The 12755-nt window shown below is 55.8% G+C and carries 12 protein-coding genes and 1 pseudogene; 7 read left to right on the top strand and 6 right to left on the bottom strand.

Annotated elements, in window-relative coordinates; all coding sequences use genetic code 11:
• Positions 1 to 375 precede the first annotated feature (375 nt).
• The 4 genes and pseudogenes from ACZ1HH_RS18645 to ACZ1HH_RS18630 all read right to left on the bottom strand — a co-directional run bounded on the left by ACZ1HH_RS18645 (position 376) and on the right by ACZ1HH_RS18630 (position 2718).
• Positions 376 to 582, bottom strand: a complete 207-nt coding sequence (locus ACZ1HH_RS18645; RefSeq protein ID WP_011536569.1) for a hypothetical protein — start codon at positions 580 to 582, stop codon at positions 376 to 378.
• A gap of 309 nt (positions 583 to 891) precedes the next feature.
• Positions 892 to 1245: pseudogene (locus tag ACZ1HH_RS18640) on the bottom strand (DUF2493 domain-containing protein); the annotation flags it as partial.
• Positions 1246 to 1711: 466 nt separating this feature from the next.
• Positions 1712 to 2062, bottom strand: coding sequence for a thermonuclease family protein (locus ACZ1HH_RS18635; protein WP_472635112.1), 351 nt, complete (start codon positions 2060 to 2062; stop codon positions 1712 to 1714).
• Positions 2063 to 2208: 146 nt separating this feature from the next.
• Positions 2209 to 2718, bottom strand: coding sequence for a hypothetical protein (locus ACZ1HH_RS18630; RefSeq protein WP_011536567.1), 510 nt, complete (start codon positions 2716 to 2718; stop codon positions 2209 to 2211).
• A gap of 365 nt (positions 2719 to 3083) precedes the next feature.
• Here ACZ1HH_RS18630 and ACZ1HH_RS18625 point away from each other — a divergent pair, with 365 nt between their 5' ends.
• Positions 3084 to 3440 carry a nucleotide-binding protein gene (locus tag ACZ1HH_RS18625; RefSeq protein WP_011536566.1) on the top strand — a complete coding sequence of 119 codons (357 nt, stop codon included), beginning with the start codon at positions 3084 to 3086 and terminating at the stop codon, positions 3438 to 3440.
• 427 nt (positions 3441 to 3867) lie between these two features.
• Here ACZ1HH_RS18625 and ACZ1HH_RS18620 read toward each other — a convergent pair whose 3' ends face one another.
• Together ACZ1HH_RS18620 and ACZ1HH_RS18615 are read right to left on the bottom strand one after the other, a co-directional pair.
• Entirely contained in the window at positions 3868 to 4620 is a 753-nt protein-coding gene (locus ACZ1HH_RS18620) for a hypothetical protein (protein ID WP_011536565.1), read from the bottom strand.
• 362 nt (positions 4621 to 4982) lie between these two features.
• Positions 4983 to 7361, bottom strand: a complete 2379-nt coding sequence (locus tag ACZ1HH_RS18615; protein ID WP_472635059.1) for a Hint domain-containing protein — start codon at positions 7359 to 7361, stop codon at positions 4983 to 4985.
• A gap of 619 nt (positions 7362 to 7980) precedes the next feature.
• Here ACZ1HH_RS18615 and ACZ1HH_RS18610 point away from each other — a divergent pair.
• The 6 genes from ACZ1HH_RS18610 (at position 7981) to ACZ1HH_RS18585 (ending at position 12563) form a co-directional block, all read left to right on the top strand.
• Positions 7981 to 8535 carry a sigma-70 family RNA polymerase sigma factor gene (locus ACZ1HH_RS18610; protein ID WP_472635058.1) on the top strand — a complete coding sequence of 185 codons (555 nt, stop codon included), beginning with the start codon at positions 7981 to 7983 and terminating at the stop codon, positions 8533 to 8535.
• On the top strand, positions 8532 to 9218 hold the full coding sequence (locus ACZ1HH_RS18605; RefSeq protein ID WP_472635057.1) for an anti-sigma factor: 687 nt from the start codon (positions 8532 to 8534) through the stop codon (positions 9216 to 9218). Before ACZ1HH_RS18610 ends, ACZ1HH_RS18605 begins: the two co-directional genes overlap by 4 nt.
• A 121-nt stretch (positions 9219 to 9339) precedes the next feature.
• Complete coding sequence (locus ACZ1HH_RS18600) at positions 9340 to 9891, top strand: fasciclin domain-containing protein (RefSeq protein WP_011536561.1); 552 nt, start codon at positions 9340 to 9342, stop codon at positions 9889 to 9891.
• A gap of 70 nt (positions 9892 to 9961) precedes the next feature.
• A complete protein-coding gene (gene msrB / locus ACZ1HH_RS18595; protein ID WP_011536560.1) occupies positions 9962 to 10417 on the top strand; it encodes a peptide-methionine (R)-S-oxide reductase MsrB in 456 nt (151 codons plus the stop codon).
• 45 nt (positions 10418 to 10462) lie between these two features.
• Entirely contained in the window at positions 10463 to 11308 is an 846-nt protein-coding gene (locus ACZ1HH_RS18590) for a DUF4394 domain-containing protein (protein ID WP_472635056.1), read from the top strand.
• Positions 11309 to 11522: 214 nt separating this feature from the next.
• Positions 11523 to 12563: an IS110 family RNA-guided transposase gene (locus ACZ1HH_RS18585; RefSeq protein WP_472635055.1), complete on the top strand. Its 1041-nt coding sequence runs from the start codon at positions 11523 to 11525 to the stop codon at positions 12561 to 12563.
• The last annotated feature ends 192 nt before the right edge of the window (positions 12564 to 12755 follow it).

Below are 12755 nucleotides of genomic sequence, written 5' to 3'. Positions count from 1 at the left end.
GGGTCCCCTTCCCCAAAACCGCCCGAAGGTCTGGCCGAACACGCATGTGTTCGGACGGAACCGCGGGCGGGCGCAAACCCCACCGACAGGGCGGACAGGCAGGGTCAAGGAGGGCCAGATTTGGCTCGGCCAAATCTCTGCCGCAAAAACCGGGAGGCCCTGGCCGATAGGTTTTTGTGGATGGCCCCCTTGAGGCTGACTGGCCGGTCTGTCGCGGCCTGATCATTCCGGGGGGAGTGCGTCCCTTGAACGCGCGGCGACCGGCACCAAGAGGAGGTCGCTGTAGGCGATCACACGCGCCAGTGACGGCATCCCTGGAACAGGGGTCGGGCCGCCCCAAGATCGTCCTGGGGCGGCCCATCCTCGTCAGAGGATTCAGTCTTGGGGATCCTTTGCGCTCGGCGGAAACACCACCAGCTCCGAGACCGCGACGGGAAAGTCGAGCTTGAGGCTAAAGAACTCCGAGCCATCCCCGCCCCGGGTGTTGCGGAACATCGCACCCACGCGCTGAAAACGGGTGCGCTCCTGGCCATCGGTGTCGGTAAACTTGACCGGGACGGTTGCGACGTAGTGGTTGGTCATTTGGGTTACTCCTTGTTGCGATGGGGATCACCCGGCACGGGGGCAAGAGGCCCGGTCGCAAGCGCAAATGCGGAGGGTCCGCGGCTCCGCCATGGAAGCCGCATTTGTGCTTGCCGAAGCGAAGCGCAGGGCACGATTGGGCCGACCCCGTGCGATCCACATCTATGAGCAAAAAGGAATGATCCGGATGATCCTTGCCATCACGCCGCAGCCACCTTCCGCGTCCTAGTTCCGCCGATCCTGGCCGGGGTGTGCCCAAAGGCCACCCGCCGCTGCCTCGCTCATCATCTCGATAACACTCACGATTTATCGGAGGTGCAGAAAGCGCGCTTGCGCCTCCTCAATTGCGGTCTCGGCGATCTCCGATCCATCGTGGGATTGTGCCAGCGCGCCGATCCTGTCGGAGGTGCGGTAGCCCTCTTTGCTGAGCACCACATTGCGGCGCTGTAGGATCGTGGCGATCCCATGCGCCAACGGATCGATCTCTATTTCAAGCCCGGTCCCGCGCAGCTGCCCGAAAAGAGACTCGAAGCTCTAGCGGATGATGTGATCGGTCAGGGTATGATCCTCAGGGGTCGGAAGCTCTGCATCCTTCTCGGTCAATCCGAAAAGCTCGATGGTCTCGTGAGTGCTGCAGTGTCCTACGCCATGTCTGGCCTCCAGTGTTCGGCTCCAAGGCCACCACGTGAGTGTGGGGACATGGCCGAATGCTTGGTGTCCGAATATGCTTCGATCAGAGACGGCGTAGCCGCCGGCTTGCCGGGAACAAAAGTTTTCTGCGCGCCGCAACAGCCGCCTGCGCGACCTTACACACGGGACCACTCCGCGCCATAGGCCCGCCCTCGCCGAACGTTCTGCGATCCTTGAGGCGGGCTGATTTGGGGTCATCCGGAGGATATGCTCACGCGACGGGCAAACCGGGATGCTGGGGCGGCCGACCGCACAACCCTATGGATCGGCAAACCCTGAGCCTTGCGCAGCGAAGTACGGCGCGATGATCTGCATAGAGTTCGGTTTCGACTTTACCGGCACGACCACACTCGCACGTCATATGAAGAACCAGGGACCTGTCCATACACTCCGAGAATTGAAACGTATGCGGAACACAGTTGCCGATGCCTAGCAGAACTCAGTCGCAGTAAGGGGCTCTTTTAATCCGCGATCGGGCCGAAGGAGTCTCCAGGTTGCGGTATCTGCCGCCTGAATACCGCCGGCAGTCTAGAGCATGGCCAGCCTCGATTACCGCAGCGCCAATGTCTTCTCCATCCGCGAAGCATATCCCGACCCACCGGTCATAGGTGCGCTCTCCGTTCAGCTTGCAGGTGATTGACTTACCGCGGAGATAGTTGACCACCCATCGCTTGGCGTCCTTGCCCGCTGAGGTCTTCAGCTCAGGCGCATCAACACCGTTTAGACGAACAGGAGTACCATCGACAATAATGGTATCAGCGTCCCGTACATGCAGGGAGGCCGAGAACACAGAGGTGGCGCAAAAGACAACGACAATAGCGATCAAGACACGCAAAGTGCGCCTCCTTATTACGGTCCATCAAGCCAAACCGAAGACACCACGCAACGATAACCTTCGAACGGGGGGATGCGAGCTAGGGTATTCGGCAAATAGTCTTAGTACTCGCCGATAGCAGATCGACCATCGGGCGTCGCCATATAGCATGTCGTACGCGACAAAGGAGGAAGCTTACCCCTGTTTTTAAGGACGACACCAGCCGGGCAGGCCGGAAGGTTGACATAGCGATATCCCCTATCTGCAAGACACTGGTGATAAACGCGTGACCGCAAATTTGCATTGGCATCCACCGAGTAGGTACCACCGCCATATGTCTGGCCACCGGAAGTATTGCAGAAGACTTGCGTACCAATATGGTTACAAGTTGTCTGAACTGGTGTCGTGTAAGAGGAGCTTGTTCGGATAACTTGATTTTGTGGGACTTGCTGGGCCGCATACACTTGGCAGTTGGTTACATCCCTATTTCGGGACGCTTCGGTAGCTCCTGCGAGATAAAGTACATTCTCCGCAGGTAAACCTGCCTTGTACCGGTCATAAATCGTTTGTTCGGCGCAGCCTGAGAGGCCTAGAAAGACCACACCGGTGATAAAAAGACTTTTCTTTATCATGTCGCTTTTCCTGTGGATCGACCATACGGAAGAAGCATGCGTGTGAGCGTTGACCAAACTGTGTGAAAGCTATGACCTTAATGTGGAATTCGTAGCGCCATACAAATGTCTAATTTCAGTTTGAAAAGGGCAGTAAAGGCCTCGAAGCGTAACTGCTGCGATACCGTAAATTTGCGGGGCAACCACACCAACCAGCCCTGAGCGAGTATCGAAGTTTTACCGAGCGAAGGTCCAAGTATTCTTTTTTCACGTTGCAGAACGCTGACTGAACCACTTGCAAGCTTTTAGCACAACTGTTCTGGACACAGACGTGCCCGAACCTCTCGAGAGAAGTAGACACATCAAATTTTGATTTGGAGATCTTCATGCGCCACGTATTTCAGTTCATTTCAGCACTAGGCGTTGCACTGTTTCTCACAACCTGCGTCAACGCGGAGACTATCGGCCCTCGTGAAGCAGCTCAGAACATAGGAAGCTACTCGACGGTTGAAGGAGTGGTTTCTCAAGTGTCGAGAAGTCGGAATGGCACGACCTTTATCAACTTCGGCGGTCGCTTTCCCAATCATGTCTTTTATGGCGTCATTTTCAAGAAACACGCGCATAAGTTCCAAAATCTAGACGGTCTAGTTGGGAAATCCGTAGCTATAGGTGGAACCATCAACCTCTACAAAGGTAAGCCCCAGATCATAGTGTTTTCACCAGAACAGATCACACAACGATAAGTTGCGGTCCGGCTGTCCGACAGACGCCAGCCATGGAGAAACATAAACCGCCCCGGATTTGCCGAACGCTTCAGCATCAGTGATGCCACTCGTCAGGCCTACACTCGAGATCCGTGCAAGGCTTAGAACAAGCACGCCTGCACGCGCCAAGGGCTTTCAAAGAGCGGATGTTTAAATCACCTCAGCTGACCAGGAAGATGTTCCCCTTCGCGCAAGTATCAGCGTCGCGCAGATAGCGCTCTTTGCAACGTTTGGAAGGCTGCAACCAGGGCGATGCCCTCTTGCTGCAGGAGCAACGCAAGGCGCTGCCCCTCCCCGCAGGTCTAGACAATCAATATCGGCACGCACGGAGGGGAAGCGCAACTTTGCTGTCGTTGCTCGAAGTACTTGTACTGACCCTTAGAAGCCAAAAGCGATCTATAAGCTCTCAATCCGCAGCCTGAATGATCGGCACTTCCTGTGACTTCGACCACGCTATATCAAGGCCTAATAACAATGCATCAATCGCTTCATCAAGCAATAGCCCGTCCTCAGAAATCACAGGTGTTCCGTGTTTCCAAATTGGCCTGTGAGAATGGTCGGATACCGAGACCAGAAACTTTGCAGATCTCAAAAAGCCCTGCCGTTTCCGTGTAACACGAACATTTACATCACAGTCTTGCTTCTGCCAGCTCGTTTGCCAGATCGGCAACCTGATATCGAACCCACTACCTCTCCAACTGGGACCTTCGGAGAAACCCTTGTTTTTGATATCTTCAACAAACTCCTCGATCGTCGTTTTCTCCCGGCCGGAAAAACTCGCGTACTTTGGCCCAGTTCCACTGCGCTGCCAACGTTTTGGCAACTGAGATGGCAAGGGCATAGACAGGAAAACCGTCCCTTGGATGTGCTCAGAGCAGCCGTCTTTCAAGGCTTTCGAATTGAAGGTGTCAAAGAGAAGGCCACAACCTATGTTCTCGAGATAACAATCAACCGGCAGAGTGCGCCCATCCTTGAGCCTTACAGCACCGTAAACCAAGTCTCGCTCGACCCTATCATGGAGCCACTCGATTTGCGCGTGTTGTTCATTGTCGAGAAAAACTGTGATCGTGTCACCTTTTACCAGCTTGGAGAAGTCGCTCAAGTTGACCTTTTCTGCTTCCGTGGGGTGGCCGAGAAAGGCTGCTTCGATTGCGCTCATGTTCGTCCCCGTTCAACTCAATGCACTTCGGCTTCGCCGAAGTGCAAAGTACCGAGAGGTCATGGCAGAAGCAATTGATCCAGATATTAAAACCGTCCTCCAATACACCACAGGCAACCAAGGCCCTCTTCATACTGTAAAAAGGCGAGCGGTTCGAAAACGGTTCCAGCTTTGCCGCGTTCGATGGTTCAAAGTTGGGGGGGCAAGGCACAAACTCGCAGACTATCTTCATACGCAAGGGGCCGGCGAAGGGGGCAGGTCAGGCGGATAACCGTAGTCCTACTGAAGTCTATGGTTGCACTTCAACTTGCCTGACGGCGCCAAGTCAGACGTCAGGTGCACGCAGCTGTTCTTCCACCGAGTTAACAATACACCGCTCGATCATTCTTGATATGACGTTCTATCAATTTCTTGGCCTGCCGGCCCTTTGGCGTGAACCTGGCCAATGGTCGGCGCGTCGAGAACTGATCTCCCAAGATCAGCATAATCTCTTCTAGTGCCTCTGGCGACATCGCTTTCATCGCCTCTGTACCCGTGTATAATGTCTCAGCGAATGCGCCATCTGCCTCGATGATCTCATGATTGTCGCACAACAAATGATAATAAGTCACTTCGCGCATTTCGGCAGCAATCGACACATCCTGTAGGCCAATCAGGTGCTTTGCAGGCACAAGTATTTCTTGCGTGTCAAACATTCGGATTGCGATCTTGGACCGAACAACGATCCTGTGTTGTGGAGAAACAATCAGATCACGTGAAGGCATCCCTTCGCCCAATGCGCCCGCTTTGATGCGGATGGGTTTGAGCTTTGGGTGGGCGTCTAGTTTGTCTTCACTCAGCGTCCGCTTGCCGATCCACCGAATAGACTGCAGGCCATTGTCTTTGGTTACGAGCTTGTCGCCAACTTGCAGGCTCTCAATGTCGCGAATACCATCACTTGTCTTGATCTGTGTTCCTTTTGCGAAACACACAATCAGATTTTCAATTTCGGTGAAGTTGACAGTCGTTCCATCTGCATAAACTGCTGTACCGCTTGTTGAATTACCGTCTGTGTCGGTGGTCTGTGTGAGAGTGAACGTACCAAAACCAGTCAGGTCCAAGCTATCATTGTCAACTCCGTCGATCTCGGTAGTTGAGCCGTCAATGGTAACGACCATTGATCCGTCAGTGCTGGTTTGACCAAAATCCAACGTAAAAGTATCAGCGTCCGCACCACCGGTAGCTATATCACCACGACCTACTGTGATGGCATCATTGCCACGCCCACCTTCGATTGTGTCATTACCATCTCCGCCATCAATGGTGTCGTTAAATGCAGTCGCTGCTCTCAGAGCGTCGTAGTCGGTTGCGGAAATGTTCTGAAACCCACTACGAGTATCAAGAACAGTTCCGGGCACGATGGCCGGGCCACCGATCTGTATGAGGATATAGCCGTCTTCATTGGCATCTTGGTTGGAGCCGTCCCCATCAAAGTCGACATCGAGCACTGCAAACCGGTAGACAGTGCCCGTGGGATCTTCAAACGTAACGCTGAAATCCAGATTCGCCCCATATTCGACCCCATCAATCTCAACCCTCTGAAATGTCGGGTCTGCCCTGACTTCATTTGCCCCGTCATCACCACCCAAGGATGTGTCATCATCCAGAAACCGTATTGTGACGGGATCAGTTGTGACTTGAATTTCACTCGCTGTGGGGCCCGCAAAATCGCCTGACCCGGTGATGGTATAGTTTTCGTCGGCAATGTAGGCATTGCCCACATAAAAATATTCATTCCCCGCACCGGGGTCGAACTCGTCTCCAAATATGATGTCATCACCAACACCACCAGTGATCACATCATTGCCTTCACCACCTGCAATGATGTCGTCTTCCTCGCCCCCGTCTATGGTATCGAGCCCAAATCCACCATCGATCGTGTCTGCCCCCCTGCCGCCATCAATGATGTCGTCACCCGCACCTCCGTTGAGCGTGTCGTCGCCTCCATCGCCCCAAAGGGTGTCATTTCCCGCACCTCCGCTGAGAAAGTCGTCTCCCTCAACGCCAGCTGGTACGCCCGTTGTCGAATAATCAGGGTCCGGGGGCACCCCCACCAGGCCACTGTCATTTATATTGACCGCCCCCGTCGACCCAGGCGGGTCGACTGTAACCTGAAGAACGTCTGCGCCCTGATTTTCCCAATACCGAACCTGGATCGTATAAATTTCATTACTGTCGAGCGTGACTTGACCAGATCTTGTCGTAGCTGGCTGGTGAAAGTCGTTGTTCATGTAATCCGCAGTTGTCCCATCCTGCGTGAACGTGACGGGAGTACCTGCGCTGTCGAATATCTGGATTGTCGAACCGTCGTCAGAATTGGTCGCGAACGTATAGACGCCACTATCGGTAATATTCAGCGTGCTGGTGTAGATAACACCGAAATCGCCCGGGTTTCCTGTCGTTCCGCGAATAGCGTTTGTTAGGCTGGATTCATCAAAGTCAGTGACATAACCGGACCCTGTGCGCTCGCTTGCATCACCTCCAAAGTCAAAAGCTTGCCCATTCGCAGAGGTAAAATTGCGATCAAAGGTTTCATAGTGCCAAGAACCTGCAATTGGACCGTCACCACGCAGAACATCGTCACCCGCGCCACCCGTGATGACATCATCACCAAGCCCGCCAGATAGCTGGTCGTCCGCTCCGGTTCCTGTGAGTGTCTGATTGCTTTCGGTAGCTGGAGTGCCACTGTCGTTATCTGCCATCTCACTAACTGCTCCGCTGAACGCACTAATTGGAAAAGGTCTTTTGGGTTATTGCATGCGCTGTTGAAGTAAGGCAACGCGACTGGCGATCAAAGTACGAAGCTGGCTGAACGCTGCTGTAATTCCTTGATACCAGTGCTGTTCGTCCCGTCCCCGCACAAGTGCACGTAGCCGCCATTTGCTGTGATCTGGAAACTGAGAATTCTGGGCTCAGAAGCGGCTTTCGCCGCTGTAAACACGAACAACAGCGAAGTGGGCCCTAGCTAAAAATGGAGACCACATAGGAAACGGGGAACCGTGTCTCCACAGCCCCCTTCGGCACACTACGCCTAATCTCACAGGCGGGTCGTACGACCAGTGATTACCCTGCGTCAACGCCCTGGGGCGGCTCACCGCTGCCTATGAATGGAATGACCGAGATCGACCGCTAGGAGCTCGGAGTGACCGATGCTGCACTGCGCACGAACGTCTGCTCTCGAGAAGTGTGCCAAAAACGATCATTTGTGACACATGCGATTTGACATGGGGTTTGGCATTCCAGTTGCCCGCAGCTCTCATTTTGAATTCCCACTGGTTTTTCCAAGATCGCTGAAGCATGGTTCCATGACGAGACTACAGGATGCAGACCCTTTTGACCGATACCAATGATATCGAAAACGCGATCATGCGTGTGGGCCTTGGGGATCGGGCGGCGTTTTCTTTCCTGTATGATGCGACCTCTGCGAAACTTTTTGGCGTCTGCCTCCGTGTCTTGGGAGATAGGGCTGAAGCTGAGGACACGCTGCAAGATGTTTTTGTGAAGGTCTGGCACAAAGCAGGCCGGTATAAAGCCAATGGTTACAGTCCGATGACTTGGCTGATCACCTTGACGCGGAACACGGCCATTGACCGGCTGCGGGCTCGAAAAGCGGGCAACGTGGACATCGACGATGCGCACGATCTGTCGGACGGGTCACCGACACCCGAGGCGGAGGCGATAGCCTCGTCGGAACGACAAAGGCTGAATGCCTGCTTTGAAGAACTTCAAGCAGATAGATCAGAAGCGGTGCGCCGGGCCTATCTGGACGGCGACAGCTATAAAGACCTCGCGGCACGATACGATGTTCCGCTGAACACAATGCGAACCTGGCTGCACCGCAGCCTGCTGACACTAAAGGACTGCCTGAGCCGATGAGCCAGCAAGGAGATCATAACGACGATGCGGCCTTGGCCGGTGAGTACGTCTTGCATCTTCTTGAAGGGGATGAGCGGGCTGCCTTTGAAGCGCGGTTGGCCTTGGAGCCAGCCTTGCGCGACCTGGTGCGCGATTGGGATGAGAGCTTTGTCGCTATGGCCGAAGGAATTGCGCCTGTCGCCCCACCGGGGTCGGTCAAAGACGAACTCAACGCCGCACTTTTCCAGGACACAGTCAAACCTAAGCGGTCCTTGTGGTCCTTGCTGGTCGGTGGTGTGACCGTCGCTGTGATTGTGGTGGGGGCTGTCTTACTGACCCCTGTACTGATGCAGAATCCAAGCTTTGATCCCACCTTCACTGCGAATGTCGTAGCGGACGACGGCACGCTCGTTGTTGCGGCGCGCTTCATTGCAGAGACGGGTGCGCTTGAGTTGACCCGCGAGGCGGGTGCCGCGCGCTCGGGCCGTGTGCTGGAGCTTTGGTTGATTGCCGAGGGTACAGATACGCCTGTGTCCCTGGGCGTACTGCCTGCTGAGGTGGAAACACAAATCGACGTGTCACCAGACATCGCTGAGAGACTGGTAAATGGTCTATTGGCTATCAGCGATGAACCTCCTGGCGGCTCGCCGACAGGGGCGCCTACTGGTGAAGTTCTGGCGGTTGGGCCTGTGACAAGCACCTAATAAGAAGAGAAAATCAGATTTTTTGCAAAAAATCAGATTTTTTCTGAAACTTCTCTCGCTCATCCCCCGTGTCTTCTCCATCGCAAGGCCAAACGGCCTCGCTTCAAAAAGGAGAAAGACCATGACATTCAAGACACTTGTTGCCTCATCGACCGCTGCAATCGCCCTGGCCACTGCGGCTTTTGCCATGAATCCCACCGTTGGTGGCGCGCCAATGCTCGAAGAGCGCAACATCATCGAGAATGCTGTCAATTCCCCGATCCACACCACTCTGGTTGCCGCCGTTCAGGCAGCTGATCTGGTGGACACCTTGCAGGGCGAAGGCCCATTCACCGTGTTTGCGCCAGTGAATGACGCGTTTGCCAAACTGCCCGCTGGTACGGTTGAGACACTGCTAAAACCTGAAAACAAGGCAATGCTGCAGAAGGTGCTGACCGCCCACGTCGTGGCTGGTGACTGGTCGGCAGCCGATATCATCGCGGCAGCCAAGTCGAGCCCTGATGGCTTTTATCATTTCAACGCCGTGTCCGGGGATGCTCTGTCCGCCAAGGTTGTTGGTGGCAACGTCTTCATCTTCGACGAAAGCGGCAATGCGGGCAAAGTCACCGTGGCCGATGTGGATCAATCCAATGGTGTGATCCACGTGGTGAACGCGGTTCTGGTCCCGAAATAAAACCGCTCACTGCGCTAACTCTCCCCTCGAGTTGTGCGAGGGGAGTCTTTCAAACGACCAGGAGGCACCGATGAAACGCCGGACACTAATCGCCGGGATGTTGTGCTCTGCCGCTGTGCCGCTGCGCGCCGCTGAAGGACCTTTCGAGATCACACGATCCGAGGCCGAATGGCGCGCGATGCTGACGGATGTGGAATATGCCGTGATGCGTGAAGAGGCGACGGAGACGGCTTTTTCCAGCCCCTTGGATACCGAAACCCGCTCAGGCACCTTTCACTGCAAAGGCTGCGATCTCCCGCTTTATAGCTCTGCCCACAAGTATGACAGCGGCACCGGTTGGCCGAGCTTTTGGCAAAGCCTGCCAAACGCCGTGGGCACCAAGCCCGACAACAGCCTTTTTGCCACCCGGACAGAAGTGCATTGCCGCCGCTGTGGCTCTCACCTGGGCCACATCTTTGAGGACGGGCCGCAGCCAACCGGCAAACGACATTGTCTCAATGGCGTCAGCCTGGCCTTCCGCACCTGAACAAATGCCGTGCCCCTGCACAGCCCCAAAAGAAAAGGACACCCAATGTTTCGTTTTACAGCTTTGACCTCAACCCTCGCCCTTCTTGCGGCTCCGGTGATGGCCGACGGCCACGCAAGCACGATGGGCTACGCCCTGTCCGGCGATGGCACCAGCCTGATGGTGATGGACAGCATCGCCACGCCAGATCAAGTGCGCAGCATCACGCTGTCTACACCGGTTCGGTCCATAGCTTGGCGTCCGGTGACCCGCGAGTTGGTTGGGTTCGCCGATGGCATGATCGTGACGATCAATCCCATGACCGGAGAGACAATGGACCAGTCCGCCACGTTCACGGACGACGCCATTATAGCTGACGGCTCTGTGGTTGCGTTCGACTTCAACAACAAGATCGATGCGGTGCGCGCGGTTGGCTCCACGGGCGAGAACCTAGTCTATTTCCCAAGTGACTTTGGCGATAAGCGCGCGAACTCCGTCCGCCGCTTCACAGATCTGTTTTATGCTAAGGGTGACATGTCGGAAGGCGTCGAGCCTTTGATCTTCGCAAACGCCTACACAAACGCTATCAACGGCGCAAAGGCGGGCGGCACCTTCCAATACGCACTAGACGCGCGCGCTAATGCGCTCGTGAGCCTGGCAAACAACGCCGGAACACTTGAATCCATCAGCCTGATCACAATCGGTGGTGAACCGGCCGACGTTTTGCCGGTTGGCGGCTTCGACATCGTCTCGCCAGAAGAGGGCGCGGACGCGGCCTACGCTGTTCTGCAAATCGACGGGCAAGATACAGCCGGGCTCTATGCAATCGATGTGACATCAGGTGCGGCAACCCTGCTCGCGGATTTGGGCACGTCGGACGTCTCTAGCTTTGCAGTGTCGACGGGTATGTAACCCGCAAGCAGTAGGTAACGAGTTAATGGCGGCGCACCTTCGCGCCGCCTTTTTTGCTTAGGCTCATAGCATTGATGAGCAATCGACCAGTCAAAACCCTTATGTTTCTGTCACCGGCAAAGACGACATGGTGTGATTGCGGCGGCCGCTCTCCGGTGGCGAACGAGGTCCGGTATGTTGGCCTCATGGATAAATGCCGTGAGGAGAACGACCTATGGAATACTATGCCGGTTTGGATGTGTCGCTGAAAGAAATTTCGATCTGTGTTGTGGACAGGGATGGCAAGACAATCGCACGAGGAACCTGCCCCGCCGATCCCGACGGTGTGGCGGGTTGGTTTCACAACCGTAAATTCAATCCCCTGCGGATCGTGCATGAGAGTGGTCAGCTCTCGATCTGGCTGCAACGCGGTATGGCTCGGCTGGGTCTACCAGCCTCCTGCATCGATGCCCGCAAGGCGCACAAGGCTCTTTCGGCCCGGCTCAACAAATCCGATGCCGCTGATGCTGAGGGGCTGGCGCAGCTCGCCCGCACCGGCTGGTTCACGCCTGTCCATGTCCGCAGCGAAGAGGCCGACCAGTTGCGCAGTCTGATCGGTGCCCGTGAACGGATGATCCGTCTGCGCAAAGACCTCGAAGGGCACATCCGGGGCGTGCTGAAAACCTTTGGCATTCGCATGACAGGCATCGGCCAGGGTCGGCAGCGTCAGGCGTTTCGTGATCAACTCGCGGAAGCCGGGGAAACCGACCCGGTGCTGCGCGCAATCGCCGATGGCTTTATCACCGCCCACGCCACGCTGTGCCAGGCGGCTGATGATCTAGATAAAGCGGTGAAGCAGAAGGCCAAAGGCCACCCGGTCGCACGCCGTCTGATGACGATCCCAGGTGTTGGGCCTGTGAACGCGCTCAGTTTCATCGCCTTGGTCGAAGATCCGAACCGGTTCAGCCGAACATCCGATATCGGCGCATTCCTCGGATTGACGCCAAAGCGGCATCAGTCCGGCGAGGTGGACTGGTCAGGCCGCGTCTCAAAATGCGGGGACGGCGCGATGCGCGGTCTGCTGTTCGAAGCCGCTTCCTGTCTGATCCGCCAGGTCAAACGCTTCTCACCGCTGAAAAGCTGGGCGGTGCGACTGGCCGGGCGGCGCGGGTTCCGTAAAGCGGCGGTCGCAACGGCGCGCAAGATCGCCGTGCTGATGCTGACGCTTTGGAAAACCGAAGCCGACTATCAATGGACAAAGGAGGCCGCTGCCTGATCTGAATTTCCGCCGCTGAGAAGGCGGGAAGCGAAGTCCCAACGGGACGGAGGTAGGTCGATCTCGTACAAACGGTTGGGATGCAGGCTCGCCTGCTCACCCCGCAAACGACATTGGAGACGATCCGCCACCGAACACCACCATGAGGCGCTGATGCGGCGACCTCGGAGAGAACCATGACCCCGGACGGAC

Source organism: Epibacterium sp. HA2-3, assembly GCF_055693725.2.
This window is presented reverse-complemented; position numbering and strand designations above follow the sequence as displayed.